Source organism: Rhodococcus sp. WY5 (genome assembly GCF_018588185.1).
GTDB lineage: Bacteria > Actinomycetota > Actinomycetes > Mycobacteriales > Mycobacteriaceae > Rhodococcus_F > Rhodococcus_F qingshengii.
On record NZ_JAAMPR010000001.1, the window covers coordinates 2,129,060 to 2,147,904 of the forward strand.

Genomic DNA, 18,845 nt, shown 5'->3' on the forward strand with positions numbered 1-18,845 from the left:
TCGCGCATCAGATCACGCAGGTCTTCCGGTGATGGGATCGCCGGAAATCGTCACGACTCGCACACCACGTCTTCTGCCGGCAGTGAGCCGTCGAGCAGGTACGAGTTGACGGCGGCGTTCGCGCAAGTATTCGCGTAGCCGGGGAACACCGCATGAGTGCGGCCTGGAACTGTCACGAGCCGTGAGCCTTTCATCGTTTCATGCATGCCGAGGCCTTCGTCGTACGTCGTGCGGGTGTCACCGGTTGCCTGGATCTGCAATGCCGGAACGTTGTTGTCGATGTCGATCCGCGTAGGGGCCTCACTGCGCCAGAACGCGCACGGCATGATCGTGTTGTGTGTGCCGGCAAAGATCGGCTGATCATCACGGTGCTCCTCCAACTTGTTGCGGTACCACTGGGGATCGCTCGGCATCGATACGTCTCCGCAGACGATGGCGATTGTCCCGGCATAGTCAGGACCGGTTCCCAGTTCGGTCTGGAACCATGCCTGCATCAATCCCGTCAGCTGGGGATGGATGTTCTCGACGGTCTTGCCTGCGGCGAGATCGCGCAACTGAACCAATACCTGTGCGAATGCCTCACTTTCCTTCTCGGTGTCGCCGGTTCCGTTGACGTACATCAGGAATGGAAGGACGTGATCGTCGACGGCATGATCACCGATCTGTATCGGAGTGGTGGCCGCGTCCGAGATCAGCTTCTCGATGAGGGCGCGAACTTCGGCGGGCGTCGATCCGAGTGCATAGGTGGAGTTGTGTTCTGCTGCCCACTGCGAGAATCCGTCGATCGCTTTCTCGTTGGCCGGGCCCATGTCCTGGAACATCTCGTATCCGTATTTCTTCGGATCCGGTGCACTGTCGAGAACGACACGGTCGATCCTGTCCGGGAACATTTGAGCATAGGTTGCACCAAGGTATGTGCCGTACGACCACCCGAAGTACGACGCCTTCTCCTGGTCGAGGGCGCCACGAATCACGTCGAGGTCTCGGGCGATGTTTTGAGTATTGATGTGTGGCAGATAGTCCGGGTACTTGTCCCAGCACGTGTCAGCGGCCTCGCGTGCGAGCGCAACACTCTCGTTCCATCCCTCGTCCGTGGTGCCCGGCGACCGCATCCATGTCATCTGTTCGACGCCGCAGTCGATCGGTGTGCTCTTGCCGAGTCCTCGGGTATCCATGCCGATGACGTCGTATGCCGCTGCGACTTCCGGTGTCATTCCCGCATTCAGAATCTCGGGCAATCCCAGTCCTCGGCCACCCGGCCCACCAGGGTTGGTGAGCAGGATCCCGCGTCGCTGTGCGGGGTCGGTGGACGCGACCCGCGAGATCGCCACTTCGATCGTTTTGCCGTCAGGGACGGAATAGTCCAAAGGTACTGTGAACATGGCGCATTCACTTGCGGTCGACGTTCCGGTGTCTGTGGCGCATGGCCCCCACTCGAGATCCTGTTCGTAGAACGCGCTGAGATTCGATTGTGGATCTTCCTGCGGAGTAGCAGGATCCGAGCACGCCGCCAATGCAGGTACGGCGAGCGCGGCAGCGGCGATTGTGGTAGCCAGCCACCTTCGTGGTCGAGGCATGCGTGATCTGGGCATGGTGAATCCAGTCATTGTCGTGTCCTTGCGTTGAGCCCATTTTCGGGCAGTGTTGGTCACCCCACTTCGAATGTGGGGGTTGATCAGGGTTTTTCAGAGGCGGGATTGACGGGCGGCGAACTCCGCGGCCACAGCCTTCGCGAATCTTTCCTGGGTGACGGTTCGTCGATCCGCTTGGTGTTCGCGCAGTACCGCTACCAGCCGGGTGGGGGAAGCGTCCTCCGGTGCAGCCTGTTCGGGTAGCACGCTCTCGGTGAAGTCGCAGAACTGAATGGCAAGGGCCGCAATCGTGTCCGCGTCAGCCGGTGCGTCGGCGAGGGCATACATGCGAGTTATCAATTCGATGGCCTGCTCGCGGTTCGGCTCGGCCAATACCCGGCGATGGGCGGACAGGAGTGAATCGCAGACCTCGGGATCGCCCCCGGAGACCGTGAGTGCGAGGATCAGAAGTTCACGCTCGTTGTCGATCCACGCTGTCGGCGCACCGGCAACGACGTACTGTGCGAGCACTTCCGAAAACGCGTCGGGTAGTTCAGGATCGGCATTGCGGCGTAGCGACTCGATGTGCGCACGCTGAACAGCGATCTGTTCGGCCTTCGTCGCCAATTCCTTGTCGAGGGCATCGAGTGCAGACCGAGTGTCGTGAGCGTCGCCGTCGAGTAGTTCGGCGATCTTGGCAACAGGAATCCCCAGATCGCGCAGGCGGCGGATGCGACTCAGTCGTGCCAGGTCCACCGCCCGGTACGTGCGGTAGCCGTTGGGTTGGCGTTGTGGTTCTTCGAGAAGGCCGTTCGAGTGGTAGTAGCGCACGGACCTGACGGTGGTGCCGGCCAATTTGGCCAGCTCGCCGATGGTCATCATCGCCCTGCCCTCCCGTGATCGAATCGGATTCCGTCTGTGAAAACCATTCTCCAACCTTGACGCGGCGTCAGGGTCAAGATTCGCGCCGGAGAACGTGACCGTTGACACTTTAAGGAGGCGGACTTAATCTGACTTTTGTCCTTTACGACATCGTCGATTTCGAGGAAGTGCCCTGATGGCTACCCTTTTTCCTGCGGCAACAATCTTTCCGATCCCCACCGACCCGCTTGCTGCGTACGGTCCACTCGTTGCTCGCCGGAATCCCGAGTCGGTAGTTCCGGCACCGTACGAACACTTTGCGGTCAAGGCGGTCGCGCCGACGATCGGAGCGGAAATCTCCGGTATTCGACTCGGCGGGGGCCTGTCTGATGCCGTGATTGCGGAACTCCGCCGAGCTCTCCTCGAATGGAAAGTCCTCTTCTTCCACGATCAGGACCTCGACCGAGCGGAACATCGAGCTTTTGCCGAGCGTTGGGGCGATCTCGAACAGCATCCGTTCTTCAAGTACACGCAGCCCGGGCAGACGGACGTCGATGTCACGACACTGGCGAAGGATGCGATGGTCGGCGGAGTCGAGAACAACTGGCACAACGACGTTACGTGGCACGAGTTTCCTTCGTTCGCAGCAGTTCTTCGTGCGGTCGAGGTGCCAGAGGTGGGTGGTGACACTTTGTGGGCCGATACTGCAGCTGCCTACGATCTGCTTCCTGAAGACATCAAGAAGCGTATCGACCCGCTTGTTGCAGAACACGATTGGATCAACTCGTTCGGCAGGTCGATGCCGGTGGATGCGGTCGAGATGTTGCGTCCGAAGTTCCCCGCTGTGCAGCATCCGGTGGTTCGGATCATTCCGGAAAGTGGCAGGCGGGTGTTGTTCGTCAACATGACCTTCACGCAACGGATCTTGGGTGTGTCAGAAGAAGAATCGAACGAACTTCTCACGATGCTGTATCGCCACGTCAATCGTCCGGAATTTCAGGTCCGTTTGAAGTGGGAGCCGAATACTGTTGCCTTCTGGGACAATCGGACCTGCCAGCACTACGCGGCCAGTGACTACTTCCCGGCTCGTCGTGTGATGGATCGAATCTCGATTGTCGGGGATCGACCGGTGGGCGTCGGGGGCTGATACGACGCTCAGTCCCTCGAGTGTCTACTACGGGTAGTAGTAACGCACCTCACATAGTTTTTCGACGCCATGTCGATATGATTTCGACATGGCGTCGATAAAAGTCGGCGTGACTCGCACCGACGACTTTGGAGCTTCCCGAATGTTCCTCGCCCTGCGTGAACTGTGGTTTGCGCGAAATCGATTCCTCTTGATGGGTGCCGTGGTTGCCCTCATCTCGATCCTGATGGTGATTCTGTCCGGCCTCTCGTCCGGCCTGGTAAACGACGGTGTCTCCGCTTTGCAGCGGACGCCGATTCAGGCGTTTGCCTTCGCGCCGGACACCAAAGCCGACTCGGCGTTTTCGCGCTCGGTCGTCACCGAGGAGCAGGCGCAGGCATGGCGTATGCAACCCGATGTCCAAGACGCCGAGCTCTTCGGCAACATGATCGTCAATGCAAAAACTCGCAGTGGCACGCCTGTCGATCTCACGCTCTTCGGCATCGAACCTGGCTCCTTCCTCGAGCCCGTCTCCGCCGACGGGAGGGGGCTGCAAGCCGACACGGACATCATCGTCAGCTCTACCTTCCGTGACGACGGTGTTGCGATCGGTGACACCGTGATACTCGATCGACTCGGTACGGAGCTGACAGTTGTCGGATTCACCGAAGACAAGCGCACTTTCGGTCACGTCGACGTCGCCTACCTGCCCCTGCGTACTTGGCAGGAGGTTCACGCCGGTGCCAAGATCGGCGAAACCGCCAATGCCAGTGCCTATTCCGAAGCAAGTGTTGTTGCGATTCGGGGCATTGGTGGCGCGTTACCGGATCTCGTGTCGGGCGATGCGGCGGCGGGAACGTCCGCAAAGACGCTCGAGGAATCTTTCGACTCCTCACCAGGGTTCTCCGCGGAAATGATGACTATGTCGATGATCAAGGCGTTTCTGTACGCGATTTCGGCCCTGGTGGTCGGTGCATTCTTCAGTATCTGGACGGTTCAGCGCGGTCGTGAACTCGCAGTGTTGCGCGCGATGGGAGCCTCTACCGGCTTCCTGCTTCGTGACGGCATGGCGCAGGCACTGGTAGTGCTGCTTGGTTCCATCGGCCTCGGTGTGTTGCTGGGCTTGGGGCTCGGTTCGGGGCTCGAAGGCGGGGGGATGCCGTTCGCCCTCGAGTCCGGCCCAGTCGTCAACGGCGCAGTGCTCTTGGCGGTACTCGGGCTGGTCGGCGCAGCCGTTGCCATCGTCCGTGTTACCCGTGTCAACCCGCTCACCGCATTGGGAGAAAACCGATGACCACAGTCGAAAAGACCACAACCGGATTGGTATTGACCGCTGTCAGTCTTCGATTCGGTGACGGTGACTCCACCGTGCTCGCCCTCGACAACGTGAACCTGGAGGTCTCGTGCGGCGAACTTGTCGCGATCGTCGGACCGTCAGGCGCTGGAAAGTCGAGCTTGCTCGCTGTGGCAGGCGGACTCGGTCGGCCGTCGAGTGGAACGATTGTCATCGACGGCGTGGACGTGTCGGCGATGCCGGCCCGTGCTCTCGCCAAACTTCGACGAGACAAGGTCGGCTTCGTCTTTCAGTCCGGCAACCTGATTCCAGCGCTGACGGCGCGCGATCAGCTTCGGCTGATTCCCAAGCTCACGGGGCGGCCGGGTCGCGATCCCGAGGAGTTGCTCGACTCGGTCGGTATGAGTCACCGTGCAGATCGTCGACCCGGTCAACTCTCCGGCGGTGAACGCCAGCGCGTCGGTATCGCTCGGGCATTGATGAGCAATCCCTCGCTACTGCTCGTCGACGAGCCGACGGCTGCTCTCGACCGCAAACGCAGCCATGAGGTGGTCGAACTGCTCTCGCGCGAAACTCACGAGGCAGGCGTCGCTACGATCATGGTGACCCACGATCACGACGTGCTCGGGCACTGCGACCGCATCCTCGAAATGGTTGACGGTCGGTTGCGTCAGAGCGAGTAAGCCCGCGAGGGGACTGGAGGAGATTCGGTGCCGAGGATCGATGCGCCCACTGTGGTCGAGCATCGTGCTGCTCAGCGCCGTGCCCTCCTCGACGCTGCACACGCTCTTCTGTCCGAGGCCCCGGACCGGCCCCCGGGGCTCGGTGAGGTGGCAGCGAAGGCCGGGCTCGCCAGGTCGAGTGCCTACCACTACTTCCGGTCCCGGGAAGATCTCCTCAGTGCCGTCGTCGAAGACATGTTCCCGCGCTGGAACGACAAGATCGTCGAGGCGATGGCAGGCGCAGACGATCCGGTATGGGCGTACGTCGAGGCAAACCTCCAACTGGTTGCCGACGGGGAGCATGCGATAGTCGGAGCGCTGGCGACGCTGACCCCACAAACGTTTCGAGATTCGCGGATCATGGAAATGCACGACAGTCTTGTGCTTCCGCTGGTCGAGGCCCTCCGCCTCCGTGGCGTGTCGGACCCGAAGCTCACCGCCAAGTTGATCAACTCGCTGGTGCATACGGGTACCGAACTGATCGAATCCGGTTGCAGCATGGAGGAAGTCAGGTCCGCCGTGCGTGAGGTCCTCGCGTGACGGGCACCCTCAGGCCGTAATCAGATCCATCCGAAGGTACTCGGTGATGCGGAGCAGCCTCGGGGGTTGGGACACGTCTGAGGAAAGTGCTTGAAATGCTTCGTCTTTCGCGACGAGGCGTGGGGTGCCGAGGCTCACCTCCGTCTCGTCGACCGACAGTCGAGCGCTTCCCGCTCTCAAGACGTTCTGCACCCAGTCCGAGCCTGATCCGTACACCAGAATGAAGACGTAGCCACCCTCGACCGGATAGGCGTCGAGGGGCGTCCGGTAGGTCGTGCCGGATGTGCGTCCGACGTGAGTCAGTACCGGCCATTTACCGCTCGAAATTGCACGCGGGTTGAACACTCGTTTGTTGACATGTCCCCACCATCTCGGCATCGGCATTGTGATCTCCTCTCTCGATCGCCTTACGAGCGTAAGGCGGGCTTACACCTGTAAGGGTGACTTACGCATGTAAGGTTGTCAACGTATTCGTTCCTCGGAGGGGAGTCTGTGTGTCACGGCAACCGCGACAGTCGCTGAACAGAACTCGCGTGATCGAGGGTGCGATCCGCGTTGCCGACGCGGGTGGTGTCGAGGCCGTCACGATGCGACGGGTGGCCCAGGAGCTGGGCATCGAGGCGATGTCGCTCTACCACCACGTGCCCAACAAAGATGCGATTCTCGACGGCCTCGTCGATGCGGTCTTCGAGGCGATCGACCTGCCCGACAGTGAGTGTGCGGATTGGCGAGATGCAATCCGTGGACGCGCCTTTTCCGCTCGCGCAGTCCTGTCGCAGCACCGTTGGGCTCTCGGTCTGCTGGATTCGCGACGCAGCCCTGGCTCGGCGACCCTGCGTCATCTCGACGCTGTGCTCGGAGTGCTCCGGAAGGCCGGGTTCACACTCCCGATGGCCGCCCACGGAGCCTCGCTGATCGACAGCTACATCGGCGGATATGTTCTCCAGGAGGCGAATCTGCCGATCAGCGGGCCCGTCGACGTCGAAGAAGTTGCGAGTGACATCCTCGAGCGCCTTCCGGCTGAAGAGTTGCCCTTCCTTCACGAGATGATCGTCGATCACGGTCTGAGTCCGGCTTACGACCACACGAGTGAGTTCGCCTACGGTCTCGATCTCATCCTCGATGCGCTCGAGGCGCGTCGCGCATCGGCGGCACCGGTCCTCGAATAGCGACGATTCGTGTCCAGTTGCTCACCCTTACTGAGGTGACGCAAGGTTGTGTGCACGCGGGTGAGCTGCAGTGTCCCTATTGACAGGTGGCTGTATATACAGGACTATACATTCATCAAAAGTGACCCAAGGCACATTGCGTAGATGATGTGATGCACGCCCGCGGTGGCCGAGTCCTTCGATCGATGGAGTTCTGATGACTGAACGTCTTCCTGGAGAAGACCGGACGGAAGACGACAATGTCCTGCTCGACGGGAAAGGGTTGTCGGTTCACCGGGTGAACGAAATCGCGCGAGAGCCGGCCGTGATTCGACCTGCCGACGCGGCTCTCGAGCTCACACGGCGGTCATGGGAGACCGCGGTTCGGGTTTCCTCCCGTCAAGCGGTGTACGGGCGCACTACCGGGGTAGGCGGGAATCGCGAAACATCCGTCTCCGACGGTGTGCAGCAGGATCTGAGGCTTCTGAGAAGTCACGCAACGGGATCGGGCCCCAGGCTCCCTGACCGGTTGGTGCGCGCCGCGATCGTCATCCGCACCAACCAGATCCTCAACGGCGGCTCAGGTATGCATCCCGACATCATCGACGGTCTGGTTGCTGCTGTTGCTTCGCAGAACCTGCCGACAGTGCACGCACGCGGTGCGATCGGAACGGGTGACCTGAGTGCGTTCTCCGAAATCGCCATGGGGCTGATCGGTGAGAGCCCGCTTCGCGACGGACGCACCGGAATCGGTTGGACTCCGCACCACGGTGATGCACTTCCGTTCATCTCCACCAACGCGATGACGGTGGCGATCGCCGGCGACACCAGTATCGAAGTCGCGGGGTGGCTTCAGCACTGCTTGGTTGTCAGTGTTCTTTCCGTGCTTGCGTCGCGTAGTTCTGTCGAACCGTTTGCTGCACAAGTACAGTCGGCAAGAATGCACTTCGGTCAAGCGGAAGTCGCAGAGCGGGTTCGCGATCTGCTGGCACCACACGACATCACACCCGTGAGAGTTCAGGACTCGTTCGGGTTTCGCGCCCTACCGCAAATCTTGGGTGCCACCTGGCAAGCGGTGCATCGACTGCAGAACACGCTGAGTATCGAGATGAATTCGTCTTCGGAGAATCCGCTGGTGTCGGTCGAAGACGACATGGTGTTCCACAACGGAAATTTCCACGCAATGCCAATAGCCCTTGCAGTCGACGAGGCGAAGTTGGCGGTCGCCAGTGCTGCCCTGCTCTCGCAATGTCGGCTCGCCAACCTCTCCGACCCCGCAGTCACCGGCCTTCGTGCGTTCCTTGCAGACGGTCCCGACGGCAGCAGCGGAACCATGCTTCTCGAATACACGACTTCTGCTGCCATTGCCGAGATCCGCTCGTCGGCGGCACCGGGGTCGTTGGGCCACACGGTAATTTCGCGCGGCACCGAGGATCACGCAAGTTTCGCATCCCAAGCTGCAACTCAATTGGCGGACATTCTTGCCCAATCTCGATTGGTGCTGGCGTGTGAACTGATCTCGGCAGTTCGCGCACTCTCGCAACAACAGCGTGAGCTGGATCCGGCGACCGAGCTCGGCGCGTACCTCGCGCGTGCGCGTTTGGTGCTGGACACGAGGACCGAAGACCGGCCACTCAGTGCAGATCTGAGTGCCGCCGTGAACTTTCTTTCTCAACCGCTCGACCAGTAAGCAGGTGGACCGAATCACAAGTAGGTGTGTGCTCGAACGGAACTCGACCATTTCTCCTGGGTGCGTCTGGACTCAGGTCGACACGAAAGTAGTTCGTAGATGATCAAATTCGACAAGGTCACCAAGGCGTATCCAGACGGAACCATTGCCGTCGATGCTCTCGATCTGGAGTGCCCGACGGGAAAGATCACCGCGTTGGTGGGTCCTTCCGGCTGCGGCAAGACGACCTCACTCCGCATGATCAACAGGCTGATCGAACCGACGTCAGGCACGATTTCGCTCGACGGCGAGTCCACGGCGGGAATGGATCCGGCCCTTCTGCGTCGACGCATCGGGTACGTGATCCAGCACGCGGGTCTCTTTCCCCATCGCACCATCGTCGACAACATAGCGACCATGCCTCGATTGCTCGGTGCGAGTAAAAAGGAATCTCGCACTCGCGCTATGGAATTGCTCGAAACGGTTGGTCTGACGACCAACTTCGCCGACCGCTATCCGTGGCAGCTCTCCGGAGGGCAGCAGCAACGAGTCGGTGTTGCGCGAGCATTGGCTGCGGATCCGTCATTCATGCTGATGGACGAACCGTTCAGCGCCGTTGATCCGGTTGTTCGCGGCCAGCTGCAAGACGAGTTTCTCCGTCTGCAGAAGGAAATCGGAAAAACGATCATCATCGTCACCCACGACATCGACGAAGCGCTGAAACTCGGGGATCAAGTGGTGGTTCTGCGTACCGGCGGCATTCTTGCGCAGGCGGCGACGCCCCTCGAATTGCTGACTCAACCTGCCGACGAATTTGTTGCCGACTTCGTCGGACGTGACCGTGGGTACCGATCGTTGGGGTTCACGACATTGGACGGCGACCTACCGACGGTGTCAGAACCCGTTGCGCATCTAGCCGATTCCGCTGCGGCGGCCCGCGCACTCACCGGCGATACGTGGCTGTTGGTAGTGGATCCCGCGAACAAGCCGCTCGGGTGGGTGAGGCCGGACGCGCTCACGGATTGTATTCGCCCGGATGACTTGAATCTCAGTGGAACACTTGCTGATTCCACCGGGACGATGCGCGCTCTGCTGGATGCGGCGCTGTCAGCGCCGAGCAAGCGGGGCGTTGTCGTGGACGACGCCGGACGCCTGGTGGGAACCGTCACTGCGCATGCTGCAGTGGAAGCCATCGAGGCTGCCGATCTGGCTGACGCGGGGAGGGCACTCCGATGAACTTCGAATGGCTCGGACGTCAGTCCGACCGGATCATGGACTTGGTGGGATGGCATGTTCTGCTGTCGTTGATCCCCTTGGTGATCGGCTTGGTGGTCGCGTTGCCGATCGGCTGGGTCGCCTATCGCAGTCGTCGGTTGCATCCCTACGTGGTGGGGACGGCCGGATTGCTCTACACGATCCCTTCGCTCGCGCTCTTCGTGCTCCTGCCTCCAATTCTGGGTACCAAGATTCTGGATCCGATGAACATCATCGTGGCGCTCACCGTGTACACCGTTGCTCTGCTCGTGCGGGTAGTGGCCGACGCGCTCGATTCGGTTCCGCCGGAGACGGTTCTGGCAGCGACGGCGATGGGTTACCGGCCGTATCAGACGCTGTTGAAAGTGCAGTTGCCAGTAGGAGTTCCGGTGATCTGTGCAGGTTTGCGCGTCGCAGTCGTCTCGAACGTCAGTCTTGTCTCACTCGGCGCACTCCTGGGTATTCCGCAGATAGGTTCCTTGTTCACCCAGGGATTTCAGTTGCGTTTCTACACGCCCATCATCGCGGGTATCGCTCTGTGTCTGGTGCTGGCGTTGATCCTTGATCTCCTCATCATGTTGGCGAATCGGCTGTTGACGCCGTGGACCCCGAAAGTGACTACATCATGATCAGCTTCCTTCTCGACGGATCCCACTGGACCGGGCCGGACGGCATCCCCACCCTTCTCGTTCAGCATTTGATGTACACATTCGCCGCGCTGGCGGTGGCTGCGGTTATCGCGATCCCGCTCGGTCTCTACATCGGACATACGGGCCGTGGCTCCGTTGTTGTTGCTGGACTGGCCAACTCGCTACGAGCGCTGCCGACCATCGGTCTGCTGATCCTACTGGTTCTCATCATCGCGCCGTCATTCCCGAACAAACTCGCGTATCTGATCCCCAGCCTCATCGTCCTGGTGCTTCTCGCGATCCCTCCCATTCTCACCAACACGTACGCCGGAGTTCGAGCGGTCGATCAGGCTGCAGTCGACGCCGCGCGGGGGATGGGATTTCGGTCGATGCGGATCTTGACCGAGGTCGAGATTCCATGTGCCCTACCACTCATGTTGTCCGGCATCAGAAGTGCCGTGCTTCAGATCGTCTCCACTGCGACTGTCGCCGCTTACATTTCTTTGGGCGGACTCGGCCGGTTGTTGATCGACGGAAAAGCTCAGAGCGATTACGGCCAGATGGCGGCCGGAGCCGTACTGGTATCGCTGATTGCCCTGGTTTTCGATCTCGGAATCGGAGCACTGACTGCGCGGGTCGTTTCGCCTGGCCTGACCAGGCGCGATCGGAAGAAGAAGACCGAGAAAACCGCCGCCCCCTCACAGCGCACCGCTGTGCCTGAGCCCGCACCGATCTGAGGACGTTCGACATGAAGAAGGTATTGATCGCCGCGTTGGTCGGCGTGACAGCGGTTGCGTTGTCCAGCTGCGGAATCGGCAAGGACCCCTTGGCTACGGACGGCGGCGGTAGTGCTGAGGGCGCCATCGTGATCGGTTCCGCCGATTTTCCCGAGAGCCAACTGATTGCGACCATTTACGCCGAAGCGCTTCGTGCCAACGGTATCGACGTTACCGAGAAGTTGAACATCGGTAGCCGAGAACTCTATGTACCGGCACTGCGCGACGGTTCCATCGATCTGATCCCCGAGTATTCCGGCGCCTTGTTGCAATATCTGGACAGCAAGACAACGGCGACGGCTTCAGATGAAGTATCCGCTGAAATCGATGCGAAATTGCCCAAGGGTCTGGTGGCTCTCGAGCCCTCGCCCGCAGAGGACAAGGATGTACTTGCCGTCAAACAGGAGACGGCGGAAAAGTATTCGCTGGAGACCGTCGAGGATCTGGTGCAGCATGCCGACGAGTTGACTCTCGGCGGACCGCCGGAATGGAAGACGCGCGAAAACGGCGTCGCCGGCTTGAAGACCAAATACGGCCTGACATTCCGGGAGTTCCTGGCACTCGATGCAGGTGGACCCCTCACGCTCAATGCGCTTCTGAGCGGGCAGATACAGGTTGCCGATGTCTTCAGTACCGATCCTGCGATGCGCTCGGAGAACTTGGTTGCACTCGAGGATACGAAGCACCTGTTCCTCGCGGAGAACATCACGCCGATCATCAACGAGTTGAAGGCTCGCGATGACGTCCGATCCGTGCTCGCGGGGGTTTCGGCGGCGCTGACCACCGAAGATCTCATCGAGATGAACCAGCGCGTTGCCGATCTCGACGACATGAGTGACATCGCTCAGGACTGGTTGCAGGAGAACTCCCTGGTGCCATGATCGAAGGCCGGGGTGGCGTCCTTGTCGTCGGTCGAACAGACGATATCGATACGACCCCGCTCGGGGTAACGTCGCGAAGTCAGGCATGCCTCGACCTCGCGGCGAGCCGTTCCGACCAAGGATGCCGACATGCCGAGAAGCCGACCGCGCACACCCATTGGACGAGTTCGGAACGGCGCAGCCACTACAACCACGGTTGTAGTGGCCGGCCTGTGTCTGGCATCAGGCTGGAACGCCCATGCAGTTTCCGAGTTGCGCTGTAGTTCCGCTCACGACGCCTAGTGGCACCGGACGGGCAATTCTCACCAGCGAGGGCGTCACCGTCATCGAATCACCGCCGGGAACGCTGACCGACCGCGGCGTCGGTGACGGCTCCACCGTCGCTCAGATCGAATCGGTTTACGGCAACGATCATTCGACACGGACGATTCAGACTGAGTCAGGCCAATCGATCTTCGTCACCACCGGTGATCCGGGGCAAGTCGGTAATGGCGACCCCGGAGGGTTGATCGGCTTTTCGATTCACGGCGGCACGGTCGGGCCTCCTGTGATCGGTGGTGTCCCCGGCTTCGAGTACTGCTCGGGCAATTCGTCGACTTCGACTTCACGATTGCCGACGGCATCCACATCCGAGGGGTGCGGAACGATCACGTACCCCGAGACAGGCGTTGTCGCCTCCATCGACAATCTGCAAGGCGGCATCACTTGTGAGGTGGCAAAGGACATAGTTTCGAGTGCTCGGACAGAACTCGTGGAATCAGTTTTCAGGCAGTCCCGTAGATCTGCTGGAGGCGCGCCGAGGCTAGCGCTGAACCGGCACGTGCTTCGTGACTATCCGGTGGATCAGACGAGCAGCCGTTCGGGCGGTGCGATTGTCGACGTCGAGGCTCGGGTTCAGTTCGGCGACATCGAGAACCGCGAGTTTTCCGCTGGACGTGACTCGGTCACATACGTATTGGATGGTTTCGAGGCTGACTCCGTAGGCCGCAGGTGCGCTGACGCCCGGCGCCACAGCTGCAGGCAGGACGTCGAGGTCGATGGTCAGGTAGACCAGATCGACGTCGTCGAGGAAGTCTGCGAGGAACTGATCCACGACGCCTCGGCCGATCGCTCCGCATTCTTCGTCGAGCAGATAGCGAACACCGAGGCGGTGAGCCGTGTCGAACAGCGCCGTGGTGTTGCTCGGTTGGCTGATTCCGATCACGCTGTACTGATGCGAGGTGCCTGCCGCGGCTTCGTCCTCGGCGATCTGACGAAAGGGTGTGCCGGAGCTGGGTATCGGATCGCCCCGCAGGTCGAAATGCGCATCCAAGTTGAGGATTCCGAGTTTGGCTCCGGCGGTTCGCAACTCGGAGCCCGCGACGCCGAGGTATGTACCGTAGGCGATTTCGTGTCCTCCCCCGAGAACCACGGGGAAGTGTCCCGAATCAAGCGCAGCGCTGACGGCGTTCCCGAGTGCGGCTTGACCGGCCTCGAGTTCTTCACCCGACACGGCAACGGTTCCGGCGTCCTGAATCAGCAGTGGTTCGGCCAGTGCCATGGAAGCCAACCCGGCTCGCAAAGCGTCGGGGCCATCCGCGGCGCCGCGGCGGCCCTTGTTGCGGCGGACTCCTTCGTCGCTGGAGAATCCGATCAGAACACAGTCGCCGGGAGCTGTTTCGGCTGAATACGGTTGCACGGCATGATGCCACCGCAGATGCTCGGCAGTGGTGCCGTCGGAGCGCCCGGTCCACGGCTTGGGTTCGATGTCGACTGCGATCTGATGAGCCACGACGGCCTCCCGGTGAGTGTATTTCAGTAGCTTGTGGCGAGTGCGCCGTTTTTCCAGACCTCGCGCACCAGAGGGACGCCCGGGCGGTAGGCGAGGTGGAGGTACGACGGTGCATCGAGCGCGATGGCGTCGGCACGTGTTCCGAGAGAAAGGGTTCCGACGTCGGTGCGCTGCAGCGCCCGGGCGCCTCCTGCAGTGGCTGCCCAGACTGCCTCGGCGGGTGTCATGTGCATGTCTCGCACCGCAATTGCTATGCAGAACGGGAGGCTGGTGGTGTAGCAGGTGCCGGGATTGCAGTCGGCGCCGAGAGCTACGGTGACGCCGGCGTCCAGCAGTGCGCGGGCGTCGGGGTACTTGTTGCGGGTGGAGAAGTCGGCACCTGGCAACAGTGTTGCGACGGTGGAACTCTGAGCCAGGGCGTCGATGTCCTCGGCGGTGACGTAGGTGACGTGATCGACGGACGCGGCTCCCATCTCGACGGCGAGCTGAACTCCTGGCCCTTCGCCGAGTTGATTGCCGTGGACGCGGGGGATCAGTCCAGCGGCGACGCCTGCGCTGAGGACTGCATGTGCCTGTTCGCGGTTGAACGCCCCTCGTTCGCAGAAGACGTCGATCCACTTCGCGTGTGGCGCACAGGCAGGGATCATCTCGTCGCACGCCATGGCGACGTAGTCATCGGCGCGGCCGGCATATTCGGGTGGTGGAACGTGGGCGGCCAGCAGTGTGACCTCGTCGGTGAACTGTCCGGCGATCAGTGCGCTGCGTAGTTCGCTCTCGGTGTTCTGCCCGTATCCGGTCTTGCATTCGACGGTTGTGCTGCCGGAGCGCAGGGATTCGTCGAGTAGGCGTCGAACATTGGCCTGCAATTGTTCGTCGGTGGCCGAGCGCGTCGCTTCGATGGTGTTGCGAATACCGCCCGCCGCGTACTTCTCGCCCGCCATGCGAGCTGCGAATTCCTCGGCCCGCTCGCCACCGAACACCAGGTGCGAGTGACTCTCCACGAAACCGGGGAGCAGGGCCCGACCGCCGATATCCTGACCGATATCGGCAGCCGGGGCGTCGGCGGAATCACCGACCCAAGCAACAACGCCGTCGTCGAAAACGATTGCCGCGTCGTGTCGTACGCCGAGCTTGCCCTCACCCAGAGTCGGGTCATTGGTGACGAGGGTTCCGATGTTGGTCAGAACAGTGGTTCGAGAACCATTCGTGGTCAATGTAATTCCTAACTCAGGGTGAGGTGGTGAAGCTGTTTCAGTTCTCGGTCATCGGGATGCGGACGCCGCGGGTGGCTGCCGTGTCGATGGCGTGGTCGTATCCTGCATCCGCATGCCGGATGACACCCATCCCGGGATCGTTGGTGAGAACTGCTTCGAGCTTCTTGGCTGCGAGTTCGGTGCCGTCGGCGATGCACACCTGTCCCGCGTGGATGGAGCGTCCCATACCGACGCCGCCGCCTTGGTGGAGTGAAACCCACGAAGCGCCGGACGCGGTGTTGACCAGGGCGTTGAGCAGCGGCCAGTCGGCGATCGCGTCGGACCCGTCGATCATCGATTCGGTTTCGCGGTACGGCGAGGCGACCGATCCGGAGTCGAGGTGATCGCGGCCGATGGCGATCGGTGCGGAGAGCTCGCCCGAGGCCACCATCTCGTTGAACTTGAGTCCGGCGAGGTGGCGCTCACCGTATCCGAGCCAGCAGATGCGAGCCGGAAGGCCTTCGAAGGCAACCTTTTCGCCGGCCATGGTGATCCAGCGGCGCAGGTGCTCGTTCTCGGGGAAGAGTTCGAGGATGGCCTTGTCGGTGGCCTCGATGTCCTTGGGATCACCCGAGAGCGCCGCCCAGCGGAAGGGGCCGAGGCCTTCTTCGAAGAGCGGACGGATGTAGGCGGGAACGAATCCGGGGAAGTCGAATGCACGGTCGTAGCCGGCCTTGCGGGCCTCGTCGCGGATGGAGTTGCCGTAGTCGAATACCTCGGCGCCGGCGTCCATGAATCCGACCATGGCCTTGACGTGTGCGGCCATCGCGTTGCGGGAATCTTCGGTGAACTTCTGCGGATCCTTCTCCGACATGGTCTTCATGTCGCCGAAGTCGATGCCGATCGGCAGGTAGGCGAGGGGATCGTGCGCCGAGGTCTGGTCGGTCACGATGTCGATGGGGGCCTTCATCTCCAGCAGCGCCGGGAAGATCTCTGCCGCATTGCCTTCGAGGCCGATGGAGAGCGGCTTCTTGGCATCGCGTGCCGCGGTCGCCAGTTCGAGCGCGTGCTCGATGCTGTCTGCCTTGGTGTCGAGGTACTTGTGGGCGATACGACGGTCGATGCGGGTGATGTCGCAGTCGACGCAGATCGCGACGCCGTCGTTCATAGTGACGGCGAGAGGCTGAGCGCCGCCCATGCCGCCGAGACCCGCAGTGAGGGTGATCGTTCCGGCGAGTGAGCCGTTGTAGCGCTTCTTCGCGATGGCGCCGAAGGTCTCGTACGTACCCTGCAGGATTCCCTGGGTGCCGATGTAAATCCAGGAGCCTGCGGTCATCTGGCCGTACATGGTCAGGCCGAGGTCTTCGAGACGGCGGAACTCTTCCCAGTTCGCCCAGTCACCGACCAGGTTGGAGTTGGCGATCAGCACTCGCGGTGCCCACTCGTTGGTGCGGAAGACACCGACCGGCTTGCCGGACTGCACCAGCATGGTCTCGTCGTTCTTCAGCGTCTTCAGCGTGGCGACCATGGCGTCGAAGGCAGCCCAACTACGCGCTGCGCGACCGGTTCCGCCGTAGACGACGAGGCTGTCCGGGTGCTCGGCAACATCGGGGTCGAGGTTGTTCATGAGCATGCGCAGGGCACCCTCCTGCTGCCAACCGAGCGTCGTGAGCTCGGGGCCGCGGGGAGCACTGACGGGGCGCGGCTCGTGGCCGGGGGTGCTGATTTCCATTGTGTTCTCCTAGCTTGCTGAAGTTCGAAAGACGTTGGGGGATCAGACGCGAGAGTCGGTCATCGCGGTGTGATCGGGGTAGATCATCGACGAAGGGGGATTGCTCGTGCGCTTGGCGAGTGGGTAATAGATCAGCCCGGTGAACACGATGCCGACCAGCCACGAGATGTCGGCGCCGCCGAGCATGTCCGTGACGGGGCCGGTGTACATCTTCTGGGCGAGGAACGGGATCTGGGCGAGAACGCCGGCGGCGTAGCAAGCCAATGCGGTGAAGTTCCATGCTCCGTATCGACCGTTGACGTCGTACAGCGCCGGAATGTCGATGCGTTCCTTGGAGATCAGGTAGTAGTCGATCAGATTGATCGCACTCCACGGCGTGAACACCATCAGCAACACCAGGACGAAGTTCTTGAAGTTGTCCAGGAAGTCGGCGCTGGCGGCGATGGCGATCAAGACCGAGACCGCAGTGAAACCGAGGATGTAGAGGGTGCGCGCGGTGCTCGAGATTCGCGACTGTCCGTTGAAGGCGGTGACGGTGGTCAGGATCGACATGAATCCGCCGTAGGCGTTGAGCACGTTCACCGTCAGCTTGCCGACCAGGATGACGAAGTAGATCAGGAAGGCGATGGCAGCGGGTCCGGCCAGATCTCCCATGAAGCCGACCTGGTTACCCAGGAACGCGTCGCCGGCGCAGGCCGCGACGAGAGCGCCGAAGGTCATGGACCACTGCGATCCGATGACACTACCGAGGAACGTCGACCAGAACGTGGTGCTCTCGGAAGTGCTGCGCGGCAGGTAACGCGAGTAGTCGGCGACGTACGGGCCGAAGGTGAGCTGCCAACCGGCACCCAGCGAGATCGCGAGCAGGAAGGTGACTATGTCGAAGCCCTTGATGCCGACGTACGAGGCGACGTCGTACTCGAGGAACAGTCGAACGGCCAGGTAGGAGAATCCGACGATGCCCACGACGGTGGCGATCCTGCCGACGATGTGGATCAGCTTGTAGCCGGTGACCGCGACGAATGCGGTGAGGAGACCGAAGACGACGATGCCGACGGTGGGGCTGTCGATGTGCAGGATCTTGTTGACGGCCTGTCCGGCCAACACGGTGCCGGTGGCAGCGAAGCCGAGGTACATCAGGATGACGAGAACAAGCGGTACGACTGCTCCCTTGACGCCGAACTGGGCGCGACTCGAGATCATCTGGGGGAGACCCATACGCGGGCCCTGTGCGGAGTGAAGCGCCATGACAGCGCCACCGAAGATGTTGCCGATCAGAAGTCCGACGATCGCCCAGATGGCGTCCGCGCCGAATACGACGGCGAGAGCGCCGTCGACGATTGCAGTGATCTGCATGTTGGCGCCGAACCAGAGAGTGAACTGGCTGCGCGGGGTGCCGTGTCGTTCTGCATCCGGGACGACGTCGATAGTGCGTCGTTCCGGAGTGAGGATGACCTCGGCCGGTCCATCGTGAGTCATAGGCCTGTCTTTCTGCTGCGAGCCCGTCGAGCGACGGAATCGACGTCGGGGTATTGCCCACCTTCTTCGTGCTTGGTGCTTTGCGCCTTGTGCTTTGTGCGCTGGGTCACTGTCACTGCGGATAAATGTATATGCCTGTATATACAGGCGTCAATACCCAGGACCCGTTTTCGCGTAAATGCTGTGTAACACCGCGCGA

The 18,845-nt window shown here is 61.4% G+C and carries 18 protein-coding genes; 10 read left to right on the forward strand and 8 right to left on the reverse strand.

Annotated features, from left to right (window positions below; translation table 11 throughout):
* Positions 1-50: 50 nt before the first annotated feature.
* The gene (locus tag G4D79_RS09890; RefSeq protein ID WP_099697571.1) at positions 51-1,607 is read right to left on the reverse strand and encodes an alpha/beta fold hydrolase; all 1,557 of its coding nucleotides are present in this window, start codon (positions 1,605-1,607) and stop codon (positions 51-53) included.
* Between the two features lie 78 nt (positions 1,608-1,685).
* Positions 1,686-2,453 (reverse strand): MerR family transcriptional regulator, encoded by a 768-nt coding sequence (locus tag G4D79_RS09895; RefSeq protein ID WP_042448467.1) that lies wholly within the window; start codon positions 2,451-2,453, stop codon positions 1,686-1,688.
* Positions 2,454-2,628: 175 nt separating this feature from the next.
* On the opposite strand from G4D79_RS09895, the gene G4D79_RS09900 reads away from it, so the two are divergent.
* The 4 genes from G4D79_RS09900 (at position 2,629) to G4D79_RS09915 (ending at position 6,114) form a co-directional block, all read left to right on the forward strand.
* A complete protein-coding gene (locus G4D79_RS09900; protein WP_099697509.1) occupies positions 2,629-3,579 on the forward strand; it encodes a TauD/TfdA family dioxygenase in 951 nt (316 codons plus the stop codon).
* 142 nt (positions 3,580-3,721) lie between these two features.
* The gene (locus G4D79_RS09905; RefSeq protein WP_030536958.1) at positions 3,722-4,852 is read left to right on the forward strand and encodes an ABC transporter permease; all 1,131 of its coding nucleotides are present in this window, start codon (positions 3,722-3,724) and stop codon (positions 4,850-4,852) included.
* Positions 4,849-5,535, forward strand: a complete 687-nt coding sequence (locus tag G4D79_RS09910) for an ABC transporter ATP-binding protein (RefSeq protein ID WP_003939803.1) — start codon at positions 4,849-4,851, stop codon at positions 5,533-5,535. The genes G4D79_RS09905 and G4D79_RS09910 overlap by 4 nt, the downstream gene beginning before the upstream one ends.
* Before the next feature lie 27 nt (positions 5,536-5,562).
* On the forward strand, positions 5,563-6,114 hold the full coding sequence (locus G4D79_RS09915) for a TetR/AcrR family transcriptional regulator (protein WP_054781557.1): 552 nt from the start codon (positions 5,563-5,565) through the stop codon (positions 6,112-6,114).
* 9 nt (positions 6,115-6,123) lie between these two features.
* On the opposite strand, the gene G4D79_RS09920 is transcribed toward G4D79_RS09915, so the two are convergent.
* Positions 6,124-6,498: a nitroreductase family deazaflavin-dependent oxidoreductase gene (locus tag G4D79_RS09920; protein WP_058037648.1), complete on the reverse strand. Its 375-nt coding sequence runs from the start codon at positions 6,496-6,498 to the stop codon at positions 6,124-6,126.
* 110 nt (positions 6,499-6,608) lie between these two features.
* On the opposite strand from G4D79_RS09920, the gene G4D79_RS09925 reads away from it, so the two are divergent.
* The 6 genes from G4D79_RS09925 (at position 6,609) to G4D79_RS09950 (ending at position 12,471) form a co-directional block, all read left to right on the forward strand.
* The gene (locus G4D79_RS09925) at positions 6,609-7,283 is read left to right on the forward strand and encodes a TetR/AcrR family transcriptional regulator (RefSeq protein ID WP_054187473.1); all 675 of its coding nucleotides are present in this window, start codon (positions 6,609-6,611) and stop codon (positions 7,281-7,283) included.
* A 196-nt stretch (positions 7,284-7,479) separates the two neighbouring features.
* Positions 7,480-8,952 carry an aromatic amino acid ammonia-lyase gene (locus G4D79_RS09930; protein ID WP_003940419.1) on the forward strand — a complete coding sequence of 491 codons (1,473 nt, stop codon included), beginning with the start codon at positions 7,480-7,482 and terminating at the stop codon, positions 8,950-8,952.
* A gap of 99 nt (positions 8,953-9,051) precedes the next feature.
* Positions 9,052-10,167: an ABC transporter ATP-binding protein gene (locus G4D79_RS09935; protein ID WP_099697510.1), complete on the forward strand. Its 1,116-nt coding sequence runs from the start codon at positions 9,052-9,054 to the stop codon at positions 10,165-10,167.
* Positions 10,164-10,814, forward strand: coding sequence for an ABC transporter permease (locus G4D79_RS09940; RefSeq protein ID WP_003940005.1), 651 nt, complete (start codon positions 10,164-10,166; stop codon positions 10,812-10,814). The genes G4D79_RS09935 and G4D79_RS09940 overlap by 4 nt, the downstream gene beginning before the upstream one ends.
* Positions 10,811-11,551 (forward strand): ABC transporter permease, encoded by a 741-nt coding sequence (locus tag G4D79_RS09945; protein ID WP_030536962.1) that lies wholly within the window; start codon positions 10,811-10,813, stop codon positions 11,549-11,551. The genes G4D79_RS09940 and G4D79_RS09945 overlap by 4 nt, the downstream gene beginning before the upstream one ends.
* A gap of 11 nt (positions 11,552-11,562) precedes the next feature.
* Entirely contained in the window at positions 11,563-12,471 is a 909-nt protein-coding gene (locus G4D79_RS09950) for an ABC transporter substrate-binding protein (RefSeq protein ID WP_030536963.1), read from the forward strand.
* 522 nt (positions 12,472-12,993) lie between these two features.
* Here the strand turns inward: G4D79_RS09950 and G4D79_RS09955 are convergent.
* From G4D79_RS09955 to G4D79_RS09975, 5 genes are all read right to left on the reverse strand, one after another.
* Positions 12,994-13,152 (reverse strand): hypothetical protein, encoded by a 159-nt coding sequence (locus tag G4D79_RS09955; RefSeq protein WP_180279583.1) that lies wholly within the window; start codon positions 13,150-13,152, stop codon positions 12,994-12,996.
* A 121-nt stretch (positions 13,153-13,273) separates the two neighbouring features.
* Positions 13,274-14,242 carry a formimidoylglutamase gene (gene hutG, locus G4D79_RS09960; RefSeq protein ID WP_099697511.1) on the reverse strand — a complete coding sequence of 323 codons (969 nt, stop codon included), beginning with the start codon at positions 14,240-14,242 and terminating at the stop codon, positions 13,274-13,276.
* A 23-nt stretch (positions 14,243-14,265) separates the two neighbouring features.
* On the reverse strand, positions 14,266-15,456 hold the full coding sequence (gene hutI / locus G4D79_RS09965) for an imidazolonepropionase (protein ID WP_029256288.1): 1,191 nt from the start codon (positions 15,454-15,456) through the stop codon (positions 14,266-14,268).
* Positions 15,457-15,493: 37 nt separating this feature from the next.
* The gene (gene hutU, locus G4D79_RS09970) at positions 15,494-17,167 is read right to left on the reverse strand and encodes a urocanate hydratase (protein WP_099697512.1); all 1,674 of its coding nucleotides are present in this window, start codon (positions 17,165-17,167) and stop codon (positions 15,494-15,496) included.
* 42 nt (positions 17,168-17,209) lie between these two features.
* Complete coding sequence (locus G4D79_RS09975) at positions 17,210-18,646, reverse strand: cytosine permease (protein WP_003940251.1); 1,437 nt, start codon at positions 18,644-18,646, stop codon at positions 17,210-17,212.
* Positions 18,647-18,845 lie beyond the last annotated feature (199 nt).